Source organism: Thauera aromatica K172 (assembly GCF_003030465.1).
In the GTDB taxonomy this organism is placed as follows: Bacteria; Pseudomonadota; Gammaproteobacteria; order Burkholderiales; family Rhodocyclaceae; genus Thauera; species Thauera aromatica.
This window is the reverse complement of record NZ_CP028339.1, coordinates 2,002,163-2,021,346: the sequence shown is the minus strand read 5'-3', so window position 1 is coordinate 2,021,346 and position 19,184 is coordinate 2,002,163. Positions and strand designations below refer to the sequence as shown.

The 19,184-nt window shown below is 66.4% G+C and carries 17 protein-coding genes; 8 read left to right on the top strand and 9 right to left on the bottom strand.

The window, feature by feature from the left end; translation table 11 throughout:
- Positions 1-88: 88 nt before the first annotated feature.
- The 4 genes from carA to Tharo_RS09535 all read right to left on the bottom strand — a co-directional run bounded on the left by carA (position 89) and on the right by Tharo_RS09535 (position 5,284).
- Positions 89-1,231 (bottom strand): glutamine-hydrolyzing carbamoyl-phosphate synthase small subunit, encoded by a 1,143-nt coding sequence (carA, locus tag Tharo_RS09550; RefSeq protein ID WP_107220975.1) that lies wholly within the window; start codon positions 1,229-1,231, stop codon positions 89-91.
- Between the two features lie 196 nt (positions 1,232-1,427).
- Positions 1,428-3,992, bottom strand: coding sequence for a response regulator (locus Tharo_RS09545; RefSeq protein ID WP_245880868.1), 2,565 nt, complete (start codon positions 3,990-3,992; stop codon positions 1,428-1,430).
- Between the two features lie 7 nt (positions 3,993-3,999).
- Positions 4,000-4,806: a 4-hydroxy-tetrahydrodipicolinate reductase gene (dapB, locus tag Tharo_RS09540; RefSeq protein ID WP_107220973.1), complete on the bottom strand. Its 807-nt coding sequence runs from the start codon at positions 4,804-4,806 to the stop codon at positions 4,000-4,002.
- Positions 4,807-4,873: 67 nt separating this feature from the next.
- On the bottom strand, positions 4,874-5,284 hold the full coding sequence (locus tag Tharo_RS09535) for an outer membrane protein assembly factor BamE (protein ID WP_107220972.1): 411 nt from the start codon (positions 5,282-5,284) through the stop codon (positions 4,874-4,876).
- Positions 5,285-5,438: 154 nt separating this feature from the next.
- On the opposite strand from Tharo_RS09535, the gene fur reads away from it, so the two are divergent.
- On the top strand, positions 5,439-5,897 hold the full coding sequence (gene fur / locus Tharo_RS09530) for a ferric iron uptake transcriptional regulator (RefSeq protein ID WP_107220971.1): 459 nt from the start codon (positions 5,439-5,441) through the stop codon (positions 5,895-5,897).
- A 61-nt stretch (positions 5,898-5,958) separates the two neighbouring features.
- Here the strand turns inward: fur and recN are convergent, their stop codons facing one another.
- Both recN and Tharo_RS09520 read right to left on the bottom strand, forming a co-directional pair.
- A complete protein-coding gene (gene recN, locus Tharo_RS09525; protein WP_107220970.1) occupies positions 5,959-7,629 on the bottom strand; it encodes a DNA repair protein RecN in 1,671 nt (556 codons plus the stop codon).
- Between the two features lie 130 nt (positions 7,630-7,759).
- Entirely contained in the window at positions 7,760-8,644 is an 885-nt protein-coding gene (locus Tharo_RS09520) for an NAD kinase (protein ID WP_107220969.1), read from the bottom strand.
- Between the two features lie 130 nt (positions 8,645-8,774).
- Between Tharo_RS09520 and hrcA the strand changes: the two genes are divergently transcribed.
- Both hrcA and hemH read left to right on the top strand, forming a co-directional pair.
- Entirely contained in the window at positions 8,775-9,803 is a 1,029-nt protein-coding gene (gene hrcA, locus Tharo_RS09515) for a heat-inducible transcriptional repressor HrcA (protein ID WP_107220968.1), read from the top strand.
- A 47-nt stretch (positions 9,804-9,850) separates the two neighbouring features.
- On the top strand, positions 9,851-10,948 hold the full coding sequence (gene hemH, locus Tharo_RS09510; RefSeq protein ID WP_107220967.1) for a ferrochelatase: 1,098 nt from the start codon (positions 9,851-9,853) through the stop codon (positions 10,946-10,948).
- A 75-nt stretch (positions 10,949-11,023) separates the two neighbouring features.
- On the opposite strand, the gene Tharo_RS09505 is transcribed toward hemH, so the two are convergent.
- Complete coding sequence (locus Tharo_RS09505; protein ID WP_107220966.1) at positions 11,024-12,385, bottom strand: protein kinase domain-containing protein; 1,362 nt, start codon at positions 12,383-12,385, stop codon at positions 11,024-11,026.
- 216 nt (positions 12,386-12,601) lie between these two features.
- Between Tharo_RS09505 and Tharo_RS09500 the strand changes: the two genes are divergently transcribed.
- From Tharo_RS09500 to ubiG, 3 genes are all read left to right on the top strand, one after another.
- A complete protein-coding gene (locus tag Tharo_RS09500) occupies positions 12,602-13,921 on the top strand; it encodes a TRZ/ATZ family hydrolase (protein WP_107220965.1) in 1,320 nt (439 codons plus the stop codon).
- 103 nt (positions 13,922-14,024) lie between these two features.
- Positions 14,025-14,732: an OmpA family protein gene (locus Tharo_RS09495; RefSeq protein WP_107222384.1), complete on the top strand. Its 708-nt coding sequence runs from the start codon at positions 14,025-14,027 to the stop codon at positions 14,730-14,732.
- Between the two features lie 123 nt (positions 14,733-14,855).
- Positions 14,856-15,560: a bifunctional 2-polyprenyl-6-hydroxyphenol methylase/3-demethylubiquinol 3-O-methyltransferase UbiG gene (gene ubiG, locus Tharo_RS09490; RefSeq protein WP_107222383.1), complete on the top strand. Its 705-nt coding sequence runs from the start codon at positions 14,856-14,858 to the stop codon at positions 15,558-15,560.
- A gap of 34 nt (positions 15,561-15,594) precedes the next feature.
- Here the strand turns inward: ubiG and Tharo_RS09485 are convergent, their stop codons facing one another.
- Together Tharo_RS09485 and Tharo_RS09480 are read right to left on the bottom strand one after the other, a co-directional pair.
- Entirely contained in the window at positions 15,595-16,281 is a 687-nt protein-coding gene (locus Tharo_RS09485; protein WP_107220964.1) for a TetR/AcrR family transcriptional regulator, read from the bottom strand.
- 158 nt (positions 16,282-16,439) lie between these two features.
- Entirely contained in the window at positions 16,440-17,198 is a 759-nt protein-coding gene (locus tag Tharo_RS09480) for an enoyl-CoA hydratase/isomerase family protein (RefSeq protein ID WP_107220963.1), read from the bottom strand.
- Positions 17,199-17,523: 325 nt separating this feature from the next.
- Here Tharo_RS09480 and Tharo_RS09475 point away from each other — a divergent pair, with 325 nt between their 5' ends.
- Both Tharo_RS09475 and Tharo_RS09470 read left to right on the top strand, forming a co-directional pair.
- A complete protein-coding gene (locus Tharo_RS09475) occupies positions 17,524-18,300 on the top strand; it encodes an SDR family NAD(P)-dependent oxidoreductase (RefSeq protein ID WP_245880867.1) in 777 nt (258 codons plus the stop codon).
- 48 nt (positions 18,301-18,348) lie between these two features.
- Positions 18,349-19,167, top strand: coding sequence for an enoyl-CoA hydratase family protein (locus tag Tharo_RS09470; protein WP_107220961.1), 819 nt, complete (start codon positions 18,349-18,351; stop codon positions 19,165-19,167).
- The last annotated feature ends 17 nt before the right edge of the window (positions 19,168-19,184 follow it).

Here is a 19,184-nt window from a genome sequence, read left to right as displayed (position 1 = left end):
TGTCTTGCCTCGATGATTCCTTGATGCGGCGCCGGATGCGCGCGCATCGAAAACGGGGGACGGCGGGACGGACCCGCCGGATGCCGTGTTACGCGGCGGCTTGCATCAAACCGATGAAACGGTCGAAGAGGTAGGCGACGTCGTGCGGGCCCGGGCTCGCTTCCGGATGGCCCTGGAAGGAGAACGCCGGGACGTCGGTCCGCTCCAGCCCCTGGTTGGTGCCGTCGAACAGCGACACGTGGGTGACGCGCAGGTTCGCCGGCATCGTCGAGGGGTCGACCGCGAAGCCATGGTTCTGGCTGGTGATCAGCACCTTGCCGCTGTCCAGATCCTTCACCGGGTGGTTGGCGCCATGGTGGCCGGTGGCCATCTTCATGGTCTTCGCCCCCGAGGCCAGGGCCAGCAGCTGGTGACCGAGGCAGATGCCGAAGGTCGGCGTGCGCGTGGCGACGATCTCGCGGATGGCGGCGATCGCGTAGTCGCAGGGTTCGGGGTCGCCCGGGCCGTTGGACAGGAACACCCCATCCGGATTGAGCGCCAGCACTTCGGCCGCCGGCGTCTGCGCCGGCACCACGGTGAGACGGCAGCCGCGCTCGACGAGCATGCGCAGGATGTTGTACTTGACACCGTAGTCGTAGGCGACGACATGGAAGCGGCCATCGGCACGATCGGTGTAGCCGCCCTCCAACGCCCACTCGCCCTGCTTCCAGTCGTAGCGTTCGCTGACGCTGACAACCTTGGCGAGGTCCATCCCGGCGAGGCCGGGGAAGGTGCGCGCCTGGGCGACGGCGGCTTCGGCGCTGAGCGTCTCGCCCGCGCCGGCAGTAACGATGCAGCCGGCCTGGGCGCCTTTTTCGCGCAGCACGCGGGTGAGCTTGCGGGTATCGAGCCCGGCGATCGCAACCACCCCCGCGGCCTGCAGATAGGCGTCGAGGCGCTGGCTCATGCGGAAGTTGGACGGCAGGATCGGCAAATCGCGAATGATGAGGCCGGCCGCGTGCACCTTGAAGGACTCGACGTCCTCGGCATTGACGCCGGTGTTGCCGATATGCGGATAGGTCAGCGTAACGATCTGGCGGCAATAGCTCGGGTCGGTCAGGATTTCCTGATACCCCGACATCGAGGTATTGAACACGACCTCGCCGACCGTGCTGCCAACCGCGCCGATACCCTTGCCGTGAAACACCGTTCCGTCGGCAAGCGCAAGGAGGGCGGACGGGAATGCACTCACGAGAAACTCCTGGATTCAGCTTGAAAATCTGGGGGCAGGAAGTTCGATCCCTGCCCGGCATGTGCAAAAAAGCGGGACGAGCCTCTGGGCCGATCCCGCTGTATAAACCGCAGAATTGTATATTTTCGGGCGTTTGAAGGCAAATTCGCCCGCCCGGCAGAGGCCCGCGCGAGCAAGCAGGGGCGCACGGCCCCCGTCACTGCGCAGCTCCCCGGCCGCCGTTCTCCGCAGCCCCGCACGCAGCCTGCGCGAGAGCCGCCGCCTCGCCGCACACGGCCCGGGTCAGCAGTCCGATCTCATCGATCAGGACCCGGGCCTGGAGCGTCGCGGCAGCAGGGTCGCCGGCCCGTGCCAGTTCCTCGAGGCGCTGCGCCGCATCGACCGAGCGGGTCGCGGCGAACAGCCCGAGCGAGCCCTTGAGGGCATGTGCGAGCTCGCCGAGGCGGGCGTAATCCAGTCCGGCCGCAGCCCGCTGCAGCTCGCTCACCGTCCGCCCGGCATCGCGCAGGAAGACGGCGAGCAGCTGTTGCACCACGGCCTCGTCGCCGTCAAACATCGCGCGCGTCTCATCCAGGCAGACGATGCAGCCGCGCTCGTCGTCACCGCATTCGGGTCGATCGAGGGCGTCGGAGCCGTCCTCCTCCCCATCCGTGCCGACCAGGCGCCGGTGCACCCGCTCGATCGCGGCAAACAGGGCCTGGGGGCGAACCGGTTTGGAAAGGTAATCGTCCATGCCCGCATCGAGACAGCGCTCGCGGTCGCCCTCCATCGCATGCGCGGTCATCGCGATGATCGGCACCGGCGTCCACGCGCCCTGCGCCACCCAGCTGCGCCGCGCCTCACGGGCGCGGATTGCCCGGGTAGCCTCGATACCGCCCATCACCGGCATCTGCACATCCATCAGCACGAGATCGAAACGTCGCCGATCGATCGCCTCCAGCGCCTCTTCGCCGTTGGCGGCAAGCGTGACCCGATGCCCGGCACGCTCGAGCATCCGCACCGCGACCATCTGATTGACCGGGTTGTCTTCGGCAACGAGGATGTCGAGCGTGCGATCGCCCGCCTCCGCGCCGGCCGCAGCCAATCCGGAGAAGGACGGATCGAACGCCGGCGCCAGCGCCTCATCCCCCAGCGCGCCCGCCATGGCGCCGCTGCGCGCCATGCTCAGTGCATCGAACAGGTCGTCGCCGGAAAACGGTTTGACAAGGCGGAACGGCAGCCCCAGCTGGTCGCAGCGCGCCGCGTCATTGCGCTGCGAATGGCTGGACAGCATCATCACCAGGCGGTCGTGCCGCGGGTCGGCTTCGGCAAAGCGCTGCGCCAGGGCGAAGCCGGCCGGCTCGGGGAGCTCCGCGTCCATGACGAGGAAGTCGAAGGGGTCGCGGCCGTCGCACGCGCCACCGAGGGCGGCCAGCACGGCCTCAGCGCCGACCGCGACCAGGGGACGCATCCCCCGGCGGCGCATGATCCGGCCGAGGCATTCGCCGAAGGCGGGATTGCGCGCCGCGACCAGCACGCGCGCCCCGCACAACACGTCCCCGCCTCCGGAGCGCAGCTCGGCCACTCCCTCGAACGGCAGCGTGAAGCTGAAAACGCTTCCCTTTCCCGGTGCGCTGTCGACTTCGAGAGTGCCCTCCATCCGCTCGACGAGACGACGCGAAATGGCCAGCCCGAGCCCGGTGCCGCCGTATTTCCGCGTGACCGAGGTGTCGGCCTGGGAAAAGGCGTCGAAGATGCCGCCGAGCTTTTCCGCGGGAATTCCGCAGCCGGTATCGCGCACCGAAAACCGCAGCAGCGCGGGATGCACGGTGGCGCCGAGGCGCTCGAGGGTGACTTCGATTTCCCCGCGATCGGTGAATTTGACCGCATTGCCGACCAGGTTGAGCAGGATCTGGCGCAGCCGGGTGGGGTCGCCGCACAGCACCGCCGGCACCTCGGCACCGATCTCGAAGAACAGCTCGACGCCTTTCTGGGCGGCGCGCAAGGCCAGGGTACGGCATGTTTCCGCGAGCAGCGCGCCGACGGCGAAATCGATGTGCTCGAGTTCGAGCCGGCCCGCCTCGACGCGGGAAAAATCGAGGATGTCGTTGAGGATGGTGAGCAAGGCCTCGGCCGAGGATTTCACCGTGCGTAGATATTCGCGCTGTTCGCCGCCGAGGTCCGAATCGAGCAGCAGCTCGGTCATTCCGATGATGCCGTTCATCGGCGTGCGGATCTCATGGCTCATGTTGGCGAGGAAATCGCCTTTCGCCCGGCTCGCCGCTTCGGCCGCTTCCTTGGCTTCAAGCAGTTCCAGTTCGCGCACCTTGCGCCCGGTGATGTCGCGGACCGTGCCCAGCACGCTGCACCAGCGGCCGTCGGCTGCGCGGTCTGCGGCCGCGCCCCGCGCCTCGACCCAATGCCAGGCACCGGCCGCGCTCCGTACCCGGAGCTCGATGTGGAACTCCGCGGATTCGCCGCGCAGGTGCGCGCGCAGGCGGGCCTGCATGGCCCGGCGGTCGTCCGCCTGAACGAGCGCCGGCCAGTCCGCGAGCGCCGCACGGAGCCGCTCCGCGCGGTAACCGAGGCGCCCGCACCAGCGCTCGTCGAGCTGCAGCGTACCGCTGCGCAGATCGAACTCCCAGACCGCGGTGGCGGTATTGGCCGAAATCAGCGCCAGATGCCGGCGCACACGCTGCAGTTCGTCGCCGGGCTCATCCCCCGCCATCGAAGCAGGAAGGTCGCCCGCCTCCCCGCTCCTTCTGCCGGCGTGCCCGTCCATGTCGCGCTCAGCGCAGGCCGAGAACGTCCTGCATGTCGAACAGACCTTCACGCCGCCCGGCGAGATACTTCGCCGCGCGCATCGAGCCCAGCGCGTACGGCATGCGGCTTCCCGATTTGTGGGTGATTTCAATGCGCTCGCCGATACCGGCGAAGAGCACCGTGTGGTCTCCCACCACGTCGCCACCGCGAATCGTCGAAAAACCGATGGTATCGGCCTTGCGCTCGCCGGTATGGCCCTCGCGTCCGTAAATCGCGCACGCCTCGAGGCTGCGCCCGAGCTCGCGGGCAACGACTTCCCCCATCCGCAAGGCAGTGCCGGACGGCGCATCGACCTTGAAACGGTGGTGTGCCTCGATGACTTCGACGTCGTAGCCTTCGGACAGGATGCGCGCCGCGACTTCGAGCAGCCGGAACACGGCATTGACCCCGACCGCCATGTTGGGCGCGAACACGACCGGGATCGCGCGTGCGGCCTCGGCGATCGCCGCCTTGCCCGCGGCGTCGAAGCCGGTGGTGCCGATCACCACCGCGCGCCCCAGTTCGCGCGCGAGCGCCAGATGCGCGAGCGTGCCTTCGGGACGGGTGAAATCGATCACGCAGTCGGCAGCTGCGATCGCTGCACGGGCATCGTCACCGATCATCACCCCGGTCGCCACGCCCGCCATCTCGCCGGCATCGCGGCCGACAAAGGGTGTTCCCGGGCGATCGAAGGCGGCGGCGAGCATAACGCCCTCTTCCTTCAGCGCGGCCTCGATCAGCATCCTGCCCATGCGGCCGGATGCTCCGGTGATCGCTACACGAATGTCAGCCATGAAACTCTAATCCTCAAAAAGCGAAGCCCGGCGACAGCCCCGGGCAAGACCACGAGCGGTACGGAAATCAGCGATCGGCGGCGGGCGCGACCTCGACCACGCGGCTGCGCTCGGGGGTATCGGCCCGGCTGCCGGCCGCAGCCGCCGGCTGCACGTCGCCTTCGACCCGGTCGAGCAGGTCGTCGACGAAGAACACCGAGATCACGCGCTGCTGGACGTCGCCGCGGCCGGGACGGAAACGATAGACGTACTCCCAGCGATCTTCGCGGAACATGTCCACGACCAACGGCGATCCCATGACGAAGCGTACCTGGTCGCGCGTCATGCCGCGGCGAAGCTGGGAAACCATTTCCTGGTCGACGTAATTGCCCTGGCGGACATCGATGCGGTACGGATCGACCACTCCGACAATCGAATCGAAGGAGCAGCCGGCGAGCACACTGGCGGCGACGAGCGCCGCGACGAGATAGGAGGGCATGAAAGGTATCGGGGCTGGCGCGACGTGGTCGCAGTTCTCAGAAAGGGGCAAAAAATATAACATACGGTGGCACTACAGGGCGTTCCACGTCTCGCGAGGCCCGCTCGTTCATGCCGACCCTGCCATCCGCCGCTCCTTTCCCCAACAGGCTCCCATGTCCGACAACTCCAAGAATCTGAAAAACATCGGTCTGAAGGCGACCTATCCGCGCCTGAAGATCCTCGACCTCTTCCAGAGCTCGGATCAGCGCCATCTCACCGCCGAGGACGTTTATCGCACCCTGATGAACGAGGGCATGGACATCGGCCTCGCCACGGTTTACCGGGTGCTGACCCAGTTCGAACAGGCGGGGCTGCTCGAGCGCCACTACTTCGAGTCGGGCAAGGCGGTTTTCGAGCTCAACAAGGGGGGGCACCACGACCACATCGTCTGCATGCAGTGTGGCAAGGTGGAGGAGTTCTTCGACCCCGAAATCGAGCGCCGGCAGAACCAGATCGCCACCGAGCGCGGCTTCGCGATCCGCGAGCACGCGCTCTACATCTATGCCGACTGCAAGCGCGAGAACTGCCCGCACCGCGACGCCGACGCCGAAAGCCGCTCCTCACCGGAGTAAGCAAGCTCTCCCGCGGCGAAAAGCGCCAGGCGCAGGAACCAGGCGCGGGCGGCAAGCGCGTTCAAGCACGGCCGGAGGCATCCCGCCCGAGCATTTCCGCAGCATGTTCGCGGGTCGTCGCGGTGATCTTCACTCCGCCCAGCATGCGGGCGATTTCGTCGATCCTGCCGTCGGCATCGAGCGGCGTGACTTCGCTCAGCGTTTCACCGCCACGCTCGAGCTTGGCGATGCGCCACTGCCAGTCGGCACGGGCCGCGACCTGGGGCAGATGCGTCACGCACAATACCTGGCGGTCCCGCCCCAGGCGTGCGAGCAGGGTGCCGACGATCTCCGCCACCCGGCCGCCGATGCCGACATCGACCTCGTCGAAGATGAGCGTCGGCACCGCCGAATCACGGCTGACCATGACCTGAATCGCCAATCCGATCCGCGACAGTTCGCCCCCTGAGGCGACTTTCGCCATGCCATGCAAAGCTTGGCCCGCGTTGGCCGCGACCTGGAACTCCACCACCTCCAGACCATGCGCAGTGGGTTCACAAGGACGCAGCGCAACCTCGAACCGCCCTCCGGCCATCGCCAATGTCTGCATCGCCGCGGTAATTTCCGCCGACAGGCGCTGCGCCGCCGGCTGGCGCGCTGCGGTCAGCCGGCCGGCGGCGTCTTCGAACGCGCGGCGTGCGCCCGCCTCGGCCGCAGCCAGGCGCGCCGGGTCCGCGGTCGCCTCCAGCGTCTCGAGCCGCAGCTGCCACTGGCGCTGCAGTTCGGGCAGTTCGTGCGGAGCGACCCGGTATTTCCGTGCGGTATCGAGCACGGCGGCAATGCGCGCCTCGACCGCGCGCAGGCGCAGGGGGTCGAGTTCGAGGCGATCACGGTAGCGACGCAGCGCATGCAGGGCCTCGTCGGCCTGAATCGCGGCGGCGGTCAAGAGTTCGCGCACATCACCGAGCCCGGGGTCGTAGCCGGCCAGCGCCGCGATCCGCCCGCCGAGGTGACGCAGGCTGGAACAGAGCGCCAGATCGCCCTCGCCGAGTGCGGCAAGCGTTTCGTCGGCCCCCTCGATCAGGCCGGCGGCATGGCCCAGGCGGCTGTGTTCAGCATTGAGCTCGTCCCATTCGCCGGCGTCGAAAGCGAGCTCTTCGAGCTCGCGCAGCTGCCACCCGAGCAATTCGCGCTCGCGCGCCGAGCCGGCCGAATCGGCCTCGGCCTCGCGGTGAAGGCGCGCCAGTCGCTGCCACTCGCGGTGCAGGCCGGCCACTTCGGCAGCGAGCGGCCCGGCACTCGCACGGGCATCGAGCAGGGCGCGCTGCGCCTCGGCGCGCAGCAGCGCATGGTGGGCATGCTGGCCATGGATGTCGGCGAGCCATTCGCCGGCTGCGCGCAACTGCGCCAGCGTCACCGTGCTGCCGTTGATCCACCCCCGGCTGCGACCGCCGGCATCGATCGTGCGGCGCAGGATCAGCCCGCCGTCGTCGGCGCCCAGCCCCTGCTCCTGCAGCCAGCACGTGAACGCTTCGGCATCGGGCGCGTCGAACTCCGCCGCCACCTCGGCGCGCTCGCACCCGGCGCGCACCATGGTCGCGTCGCCCCGCCCACCGAGTGCCAGCCCCAGCGCGTCGAGCAGTATCGATTTGCCGGCACCGGTCTCGCCGGTGAGCGCGCCGAAACCGGCACCGAATTCGAGCTCGAGTCGATCGACGATGACGAAATCACGGATGGTCAGGCTGCGCAGCATGGCAAGGTCGGGACGGGGCGGCTGGTCGTTGGATTACGGACGGCATCGAAAAGCACCGGCTGCACCGCGGCGGGAGCGGGGGATTGGGCGCAGGAGCCGCTTCCCCGAACCCGCCGTGTCAGGGCGCGCATCAGTCATGTCTGGGCTCGGCACTCCAGTGCAGCTTCTCGCGCAACATCGCGAAGTAGCTGTAGCCCTCGGGGTGCAGCAGGCGCAGCGAGTGCGGCGAACGGCTCACCCGGACGCAGTCCCCGGCGCGCAGATCGAAGCGGGCCTGGCCGTCGAAATGGACCCGGGCATCTTGAGGCGGAAGCAGCACGATATCGATGCGGCACGAATCGGGCAGGGTGATCGGGCGGGCGGTGAGCGCGTGCGGGCACAGGGGCACGAGCGCGATGCCGCCGACGCTCGGGTGCAGGATCGGACCGTTCGATGACAGCGCGTAGGCGGTCGAACCGGTCGGAGAACTCACGATCATGCCATCCGAACGCTGGGTGTACACGAACTCGCCGTCCACGGAGAGCTCGAATTCGATCATGCGCCCGAGTTCGCCCTTGTTCACGACGACATCGTTGAGCGCGAGGGTATGGAAAACGCGTACGCCGCCACGCAACACTTCGGCATCGAGCATGAAGCGGACTTCTTCGGTGTAACGGCCGGCGACGATCTCATCCAGGCGTGCGAGCGCGTCGCTGCGCGCGATATCGGTCAGGAACCCCAATCGCCCGAGATTGATGCCCACCAGCGGCACGGCGTGCTCAACCAGGCGGCGGGCAGTGTTGAGCATCGTGCCATCGCCACCGACCACCACCGCGAGATCGGCCTCGGCGGCGATGCACTCGTAGCTCGCCGCCGCGAAATCGGCGGCGCCGCCGATGGAACTCGCCGTACCCTGCTCGATCCACACCAGCAGGCCGCGCTCGCGCAGAAAGCGGGCGATCGTCAGCACCGACTCCGCAACGTCGGGGCTCTGGTATTTGCCGATGAGGGCAAGCGTCCGGAAATTCGTGCTCATGGGGCCGGATTAAACCACATCCGGGTAGCGGACTGGCGCATCGGCAGTGCAGCGGCAGGCGGGCGGGGGTCACAGTTTTTCAACGCTTCGCGACAGGCTGTTAGAATCAAAGCAATATTCGATTTCCACCATGAATTCGCTCGACCCTCGCTCCCAAATCCTGCTGAAGACCCTGATCGAACGCTATATCGCGGATGGGCAACCCGTCGGCTCGCGTGCGCTGTCGCGCTATTCGGGGCTCGAGCTGTCGCCGGCGACGGTGCGCAACGTGATGAGCGACCTCGAAGACATGGGTTTCATCGCCAGTCCGCACACTTCGGCCGGGCGCATTCCCACCGCACGCGGCTACCGCTTCTTCGTCGATGCGCTGCTCACCGTGCAGCCGCTGGCCAACGCCCGCGTCCGGGCACTCGAAGATCAGCTCCAGCCCGACCAGCCAAGGCGCGTGCTCAATTCCGCGTCCCACTTGCTGTCCGACCTCACCCGATTCGCCGGAGTGGTCGTCGCGCCGCGCAAGGACGTCGCCCGCATCCGCCAGTTCGAATTCATCAGCCTGGCCGAAAACCGCATCCTGCTGATCATCGTGACCACCGCGGGGGACGTGCAGAACCGCATCCTGCTCACTCGCCGGGCCTACACTGCGGGCGAACTCGGCAATGCCGCCGCCTACCTCAACGAGCACTTCGCCGGCCGCTCCTTCGACGAGATCCGCCACGGTCTCACCAACGAGTTGCGCCAGTTGCGCAGCGACATGACCGAGCTGATGTCGGCGACCGTGGATGCCGGCACCCAGGCTGCGGAAGAAAACGCCACCAGCTACGTCATTTCGGGCGAAACCAACCTCCTCGGCATCGAGGACCTGTCCTCCAACATGACCCGCCTGCGCGAGCTGTTCCAGCTTTTCGAACAGCGCACCAGCCTGATGCAGCTCCTCGAGCTCTCGAACAAGGCCGAAGGCGTGCAGATCTTCATCGGCGGCGAGTCGGGGCTCGCCCCGCTCGACGGCTGCAGCGTGATCACCGCCCCCTACGAAGTCGACGGCCAGGTGGTGGGCTCGGTCGGCGTCATCGGCCCCACGCGCATGGCCTACGACCGGGTGATCCCGATCGTCGACATCACCGCGCGGCTGCTGTCGAACGCCCTGTCTTCCAATCATTGAACATCGCCGCGGCCGGCTCGGTGCCGGCCCGATAAACCAGGATCCCCATGTCCCGTTACTGGATGGAGCCTTCCTTCAAGCATGGCAGCGCGGCACGCACCGGCGTGTTGCTGGTCAACCTGGGCACCCCCGCAGCGCCGACCCCGGCCGCCGTGCGCCCTTATCTGAAGCAGTTCCTCTCCGACCCGCGCGTCGTCGAAATCCCGCGCCTGCTGTGGTGGCCGATCCTCAACGGCATCATCCTCAATACGCGCCCGGCGGCCTCCGCCAAAAAATACGCCAGCATCTGGATGGATGAAGGCTCGCCGCTGCTGGTGCACACGCTGCGCCAGGCCGGGCTGCTTGCCAGGCATCTCGCCGATGCAGGCCACGACGGACTCGACATCCGCTACGCGATGCGTTACGGCGCCCCCTCGATCCCGACCACCCTGAATGCGATGCGCGCCCGCGGCTGCACCCGCATCCTGGTGCTGCCGCTGTACCCGCAGTTCTCGGCCAGCACCACCGCCACCGTGTTCGACGAGGTCGCGCACTGCCTGCAGCACTGGCGCAACCCGCCCGAGCTGCGCTTCGTGCGCGACTTCCACGACCATCCCGCCTACATCGCGGCGCTCGCCGGCACCGTGCGCCGGCACTGGGCCGCCCACGGCCGCCCCGACCGCCTGGTGCTGAGCTTTCACGGCCTGCCGCGGCGCACACTCGAACTGGGCGACCCTTACCACTGCGAATGCCGGACCACCGCCCGCCTCCTGTCCGAAGCGCTCGCACTCGAACCGGACCGCGTTCTGGTCTGCTTCCAGTCCCGCTTCGGCAAGGCCCGCTGGCTCGAGCCCTACACCCAGCCGACGCTCGAAGCCTTGGCGGCGCAGGGCGTGGGCCGGGTCGACGTGATGTGTCCGGGCTTCGTCTCCGACTGCCTCGAGACCCTCGAAGAGATCGCCATCGAATGCAAGGAGGCTTTCCTCGGCAAGGGCGGAAAGGCGTTCCACTACATCGCCTGCCTGAATGAGGAAGCGGCCTGGATCGACGCCCTCGCCGATCTTGCCCGCCAGCACCTGGGCAGCTGGCTCGAGCGTCCCCCGCCCGATGCGGCAGCCCTCGCCGGCACTCGCGAACGGGCGCTGGCGAGCGGAGCGGAACGCTGAAATGCCCCCCGCTCCCGAGGCGGCCTCAAGCCTGCCCGGGGCTGCTCGGCGCGGACCGGAATACCGCCGAAAGGCTCAGGAGCCGAGCAACTGCAGTTCGTGAGGGCCCACGCTGCGCTCGGCCTTCACCGCCTCCGCCGCGCTCACGGCGAGTTGCTTCGAGAGCAGCGCCAGGCGGCGCACGAGGACGGTGCCCAGCTGGCGGCGGAAGCGTTCCAGCACCTCCTCGCTGGCCAGGGAGAGCGCGGCCGGATTGATCTCCAGGTAATGGAGCGGCTCAAGCGAAATCACCGTATGCATGTGGCGGTGCTCGAGCTGATCGAGCCAGGCCTGGACCCCGAACACTTCCCCCGGCCCGAGCTCCATCACCCTCCTCCCCTCGATCGAGAGCTCCACCCGGCCCTCGAGTACGATGCCGAAGCGCGGATCGGACGCCCCTTCCCGCATCAGGGCGACATGGCGCTCGACCCTGCGCCACGAGCTGACCCGCACCACCTCCCACAAGTCGACATCCTCGAACTCGGTGAAAAAGGCCAACCCGCGCAGCGCGGCGAAACGGCCGCCATCGGGGGGAACGTGGCTGTCGTCGACAATGCGGTAGCGCACCGCGGCGAGATCCTTGGCGAATTCAGCGCCGTTGCGGTAGCGGGAATACAGATCCTTCTCCAGTGCCTTACGGATCACCGCATCCATCTGCTCGGGCACGTCGGGGTTGAGCTGCGACACCGAAGGCGGGTCGGCATTGATGATCTTGTAAACCAGCTGTGCCGGACTGCCGCCCCTGAACGGCAGCCGGCCGGTGAGCATGTGGAACAGCAGCACGCCGAGCGAATACAGATCGGTCTTCTGGTTCAGCGGATAGCCCTTGATCTGTTCCGGGCTCATGTAAGCCGGTGAGCCGACGCCCATGATGAAAGTCGAGTCGGTATCGATCTTCTTGCTGATGTTGAGCGCCAGGCCGAAGTCGGTGATCTTCACGTTGTCCTGATCATCGACCAGGATGTTGGCAGGCTTGATGTCGCGGTGCACGATGCCTTGGCGGAAGGCATGATCGAGCGCCATGCAGCACTTGAAGACGATGCCGATCGTGCGATGGATCGGCAGCAGGTTCTCGAAGCTGCAATAGCGCTCGAGCGAGCCTCCGGGGAAATACTCCATCACCACGTAGGCCTGGTCGGGCTCGATCGCAACATCGAAGATGCGGATGATGTGCGGGTGGTCCAGGCGCTCGCACACCGCGCGCTCGGCCTTCAGCAGCTTGGTCAGACGCCGGTTCCACTTGGCCTCGTCCTTGACCTTGTCGTCGAAGCGGACGTGCTTGAGCGCCACCGGCGACGGGTGATCATCGCTCTGCGCGAGGTACACGGTCGCAGTTGCGCCGCGGCCGATCTCCTCGACGATGCGGTATTTTCCGATGCGGGTAGGAAGCCGGTTCATGCAATTGAAACAGCAGGTTTCATGCTGCCGCCGGACGTGGCCAGCGTCGATTGTCGCACGAACCCGGTCGGGGGCACGAGCGCAGCGCGGATGCGCACCGCCGGATGGCACGGCAGCGGTTGTTCGCTCCTCGGCCACGTGTTTAAACTCCCGCAGCCCCTCCCCGACGCCCGCCCTTCACCGGCGGAGGGCGACCATCCTGCCGTGGAGTTTGTTGTGACCGAAGCCATCGACCTGTTGATCCATGCCCGCTGGACCGTCCCCGTCGAGCCTGCCGGAACCGTTCTCGACAACCACTCGATCGCCGTACGCGATGGCCGCATCGTCGCGACCCTGCCCCGCAGCGAAGCGCTCACCCGCTTCCGCGCGACAAGGCAGGTCGAACTGGCCGAGCATGTGCTGATCCCCGGCCTGGTCAATCTGCACACTCACGCGGCGATGAGCCTGATGCGCGGCCTCGCCGACGATCTTCCCCTGATGCGCTGGCTGCAGGACGCGATCTGGCCCGCCGAAGGCCGGCACGTTTCGCCGGCCTTCGTCCGCGACGGCACCTTGCTCGCCGCCGCCGAGATGCTGCGCGGGGGAATCACCACCTGCAGCGACATGTACTTTTACCCCGAGTCCGCCGCCGCGGCCTTCGCCGAGGCCGGCATGCGCGCAGTCCTCGGCCTGGTCATGCTGGAATTCCCCACTTCCTACGCCAGCGATGCCGACGACTGCCTACGCAAAGGCCTCGCCGCCCGCGAGCGCTGGCTTGGCCACCCGCTGATCTCGTTCTCGATCGCACCGCACGCCCCCTATACGGTTTCCGACACCAGCTTCATCCGCGCCCGCGCGCTTGCCGACGAGCTCCGGCTCCCGCTCCATGTCCACATCCACGAAACCGCCGACGAAATCCACAACGCACTCGCCACCGACGGCCAGCGCCCCCTCGCCCGCCTCGCCCGCCTCGGCCTGCTCGGCGAAAACTTCATCGGCGTGCACGCCGTGCAGATGGACGAAAGCGACATCGAGCTCCTCTCCCGCTACAACTGCAGCATCGCCCACTGCCCGACCTCGAACATGAAGCTCGCCAGCGGCATCGCGCCGGTACCGCGCCTGCTCGATGCCGGGCTTCGAGTCGGACTCGGCACCGACGGTGCGGCGAGCAACAATCGCCTCGATCTTTTCCAGGAAATGCGTCACGCCGCCCTGCTCGCCAAGGTCGGCACCCTCGACGCGACCGCCGTCCCGGCCCACACTGCGCTGCGCATGGCGACACTGGCAGGCGCCCAGGCACTCGGGCTGGACGCCTCCATCGGCTCCATCACCCCCGGAAAGCAGGCGGACCTGTGCGCCATTCGCCTCGGCGACCTGGAAAGCCGCCCCTGTTTCGATCCGGTGTCGCATCTCGTCTACGTTGCGGGTCGAGAACACGTCACCCATGTGTGGGTAAACGGCGAATCCCGCGTGGACAAAGGCGTCCCGCTGTTGCATATTAACGACAGCGAATTGCTCCGTGCGGTTTCAGTGTGGCAAACTAAAATTGTTAATTGAACTGGATAGCTATGGTTCATCCGGCATGGAGATGGCTTCGCGGCTGCCTTCATCTTCGCGTTTCAGTGGCAATTCCGGCGACTCGCCCTACAAAGAGGAAACCATGATCAAACAATCCAAGAAGCAGATGCTGATGCTGGCCGCCATCACCTCGATCGGCCTTTCCGCCCCCGGCGCGTTCGCGCAAGTAAAGGACGTGGTTGTCGACGGCAAGGGCGAAATCCCCTACGTCATCGATGCCCGCAATGTCGTCGCCCGCAGCGGCGCCGGCCTGTGCTGGCGCACTGGCTACTGGAGCCCGGCAGCCGCTTCGACCGCCATGGCCGGCGAGTTCCCGGCCGGCTGCGCGTGCGACTCCGACATCGTCGCCAAGGACAAGTGTGTCGCCCCGGTCGCCGCCGCACCGGCCCCGAAGGCTGCACCGAAGCCCACCGCCGACAAGATCAAGCTCTCGGCTGACGCCCTGTTCGACTTCGACAAGGCCGTGCTCAAGCCCGAAGGCAAGACCAAGCTCAACGAACTGGCGACCAAGGCCAAGTCGCTGAAGCTCGAAGTGATCCTCGCCGTCGGCCACACCGACCGCATCGGCTCCGACGCTTACAACCAGCGTTTGTCCGAGCGCCGCGCCGCCGCGGTGAAGACCTACCTCGTTTCCCAGGGCGTCGACGCCAACCGCATCTACACCGAAGGCAAGGGCGAAACCCAGCCCGTCACCGGCAAGCAGTGCGACAGCGTCCGTGGCCGCGCCGCGCAGATTTCCTGCCTGCAGCCGGATCGCCGCGTCGAAGTGGAAGTCATCGGCTCCAAGTAATCCTGCAGCCGTCATGCGAAAGCCCTGCCTCGGCGGGGCTTTTTCGTTTCTGTACCGAAGTTTCCTGAACGGACCGGGAACCCGGCAGTCCGAACCGACAACCCACCTTGGCTTCTTCGAATGATGAGCTCACTCAACGCCGATCCTGCAGAACTCCAGAAATTCAGCGACCTCGCCCACCGCTGGTGGGATCCCGCATCCGAATTCAAGCCCCTGCACGAAATTAACCCCTTGCGCCTGGGCTGGATCAACGACAAGGTCGCGCTCGACGGCAGGACCGTGCTCGACGTCGGCTGCGGAGGAGGGATCCTGGCCGAGGGCATGGCTGCGCTGGGCGCCCGGGTCAGCGGTATCGACCTGTCGGAAAAAGCACTCAGCGTCGCCCGCCTGCACCTGTTCGAAAGCGGCTGGAACGTGGATTACCGCCTGATCAGCGCCGAAGCTTTTGCCGACGAGCAGGCCGGCACGTTCGATGTCGTCACCTGCATGGAAATGCTCGAGCACGTTCCCGACCCGGCGAGCACGATCGCCGCCTGCGCCCGGCTGGCAAAGCCGGGAGGGCACGTCTTCTTTTCGACCCTCAACCGCAACCTGAAGTCCTATCTATTCGCCGTGATCGGCGCCGAATACGTTCTCAAGCTGCTCCCGGCCGGCACCCACGAATATTCGAAATTCATCAAACCGTCGGAGCTGACGCGTTATTGCCGCAACGCCGGCCTGGACACGGCGGAACTCATCGGCCTGAGCTACAACCCTCTGACCAAGGTCTATTCGCTCGGCACCGACACCGACGTCAATTACCTGCTGCACACGCAGCGTCCGGAATAAGCACAATCCCGGCCGGATCCGCTGCGCGCGCGACTCAGCACACCGGCGGACTGGCCGCAGACTCTTCCGCGGCGCGCAGGCTGGCCAGCACCAGGTGGCCCTTGGCGGTCAGGAAAGGTTCCACCAGAAGCTGGGTGCCCTCCGCGACATATTCTTCCAAGGTGTAGCGGTTCCGGTAAGACCAGTGCTTGAGCGCCCACGAGTGGGCGAACATCACGTACTGATAGGCCAGCAGGTGCTCGTTGACCGGGCGCATGAAGCCGGCGCTGGTGCACGCGCGCACGCACCCTTCGATCAGCTGATTGGTGCGCGTTTCCCCATCCTTGATCAGGCTCCGGCGCTCGGCGCGCAGCGACATGGTGGAACGGTAGGCCAGCACCGTGGCGTCGCGCAGCCGGTCGACGATGCTGCAGTACGCCGCCAAGGCCTTGCACAGCCGCTCCACGGGATGGGACACCCCTTCCAGGTGCGGCGGGATCTCATTCTCGTAGGAATCGATGACCAGCTTGAGCGTCAGGAAGAGCACATCTTCCTTGTCGCCGAAATACTGGTAAATCAAGCCTGTGCTGGTACCGGCCTTGCGTGCGATCTGCTGGATCGTGGTCGTGTGGTAGCCCTCCTCGGAAAACAGCTCGACCGCCGCGAGGATGATCTGCCGCCTGCGCTCCTCGACCAACCTGGGGTCGGACACCACACTCTTCACCTCTCCCGCTGCACTCATCGTCGTTCTTCCTATTGACACTTTTGTCCGTCCTGCAAGGGCTGCGCAGCCGGCAGGCCGCGGACCACTGCAGGTCGGCGGCCCTGTACCTCACCCGAGGCGGCGTGCATTGTCCTGGATCCACTCCTCCCCCGACAAGGCGGGACGGGCGGCACGAATCATTTCTGCCGGGCGAGGAACTGCTGCACCCTCGCCTGGGTATCCGGCGCGGCGAGCAAGGCGGCGCTGCCCTCGAGCTCGACTTCGTAACCGTCCACCGTACCGTCGAGCGCAGCGAAGATGCAGTGCTTGCAGGCCGCCAGCGCCTGCGCCGGCAATTCCGCGAGGCGGGCGACCTGCTCGCGGGCGAGACGCTCGAGTTCGGCCGCCGGCGCGCTGCGATGGGCACAGCCGAGGGTCACCGCCTGCGCACCGCTGATCAGTTCCGCCCCCAGGATCAGGCGGCGGGACACCGCTTCACCGCAGATCCGGGTCATGCGCTGGGTTCCACCGGCGGCGGGGAGCAGCCCGAGCCGTGCTTCGGGAAGGCCGACGCTGGCCTCCTCGGCGACCAGGCGCAGGTCGCAGGCCAGCGCGAGTTCGAAACCACCGCCCATCGCAGCGCCGCCGATCTCGGCGACCGACACTTTCGGCAAACGTTCGAGCCGCGCAAAAGCCTCCTGCATGCGCCGCGTGCTGGCAATCATCTGCGCCCGCCCCGCTTCGGTCGAAAAAAGTGTCCGGATCAGTTCGAGATCGGCCCCGGCGCAGAAAACACGCTGATTGCTGCGAATCCACAGCACTCCGACCTCGTCATTGGCTTCGACACAGTCCAGGATTTCATTGAAGCGATCCAGCCATTCGTCGTTGATGGCATTGACCGGGGGGCGGCACAGCGTGGCGGTGGCAACCGCTCCATCGATATTCAGGGAAATCATGGCTTCCTTTCGTTTCGTTGGGTTGAGTGGGGAGATCCAGCTCATCTGCGCATACCCCAGGCCATATGTCCGCCTGGGCCGCAATGACTGATTGATCATTCATCCGAAGAGTCGCATGCCGGAACTCGAAAATCAAGCACACCAACGATCAAAGCCTTTTATTAACAACAGAAATACCGGCACTCCAGGGCCGCTCAAAATTTCCTTGACTTCGAAATCTGACTGAATGATCATTCATCACATGCGGTGCCGTCCCGTTATTCAACGGCACCCGCAAGCACACCGATCGAGCGCAAAGCGGCGCAGCGCTCGTCCGGCGAAATCTATGATCCCAATCCGGAGGTTCGAACAAATGCGACTTGAGGGCAAAACGGCAGTTGTCACCGGCGGCGCGTCCGGTATCGGTCGGGCAACGGCAGAAACGCTGGCTGCGGCCGGAGCACACGTAGTGATCGGCGACCTCGACCAGGAAAAAGGCGCCGCCGTGGCTGCAGCCATCCGTGAAAGCGGGCGCAAGGCCGACTATTTCCCGCTCGACGTCACCAGCCTCGACTCGGTCGGGGTGTTCGCCAAGGCGGTGGAAGAGAACGGCCTTGAAGTCGACATCGTGGTCAACGTCGCCGGCTGGGGGAAGATCCAGCCCTTCATGGAAAACAGTCCCGATTTCTGGCGCAAGGTCATCGATCTCAACCTGCTCGGACCGGTCGCCGTCACCCACGCCTTCCTGGGCGGCATGATCGCCCGCGGCCGGGGCGGCAAGGTCATCACCGTGGCGAGCGATGCCGGCCGCGTCGGCAGCACGGGCGAAACGGTGTATTCGGGCGCCAAGGGCGGTGCGATCGCCTTCGGCAAGGCGCTGGCCCGCGAGATGGCGCGCTACAAGATCAACGTCAACAGCGTCTGCCCCGGCCCCACCGACACTCCGCTGCTCGCCGCCGTGCCTGAAAAGCACCAGGAAGCCTTCGTCAAGGCGACCCCGATGCGCCGCCTCGGCAAGCCGTCCGAAATCGCCGATGCCGTGCTGTTCTTCGCCAGCAGCGACTCCGACTTCATCACCGGCCAGGTGCTGAGCGTCAGCGGCGGCATGACCATGGTCGGCTGAGACCGCGGTCCGAACACGATCAACCCGAATCACATCCCGGAGACTGCAATGTACAAGCTGAAAGCCGCCGACTGGCATCCCGAACACTTCAAGCTCGAAGTCGCCAACCGCGTCGCCACCATCACCCTGAACCGCCCCGACCGCAAGAATCCGCTCACGTTCGAAAGCTATGCCGAACTGCGCGACACCTTCCACAAATTCCAGTACGTCGATGACGTGCGCTCGATCGTCATCACCGGCGCCGGCGGCAACTTCTGCTCCGGCGGCGATGTGCACGACATCATCGGCCCGCTCACCAAGATGGACATGAACGGGCTGCTCACCTTCACCCGCATGACCGGCAATCTGGTGAAGGAAATGCGCACCTGCCCGCAGCCGATCATCTCCGCCATCGACGGCATCTGCGCCGGCGCCGGCGCGATCGTGTCGATGGCCTCCGACATGCGCTACGCCACTCCCGACGCCAAGACCGCGTTCCTGTTCGTGCGCGTCGGCCTCGCCGGCTGCGACATGGGTGCGTGCGCGATCCTGCCGCGCATCATCGGCCATGGCCGCGCCTCCGAGCTGCTCTACACCGGCCGCGTCATGAGCGCCCAGGAAGGCCAGGCCTGGGGCTATTTCAACGACCTCGTCGCACCCGACCAGGTCCTCGCCAAGGCCCAGGAAATGGCCCTGTCGCTGGCCAACGGCCCGGCCTTCGCCCACGCCATGACCAAGAAGTGCCTGCACCAGGAATGGGACATGAGCATCGAACAGGCGCTGGAAACGGAAGCTGAAGCCCAGGCCATCTGCATGCAGACGCAGGATTTCACCCGCGCCTACAACGCCTTCGTGGCCAAGCAGAAGCCGGTTTTCGAAGGCAACTGAAGCCAGGCACGGCGGGC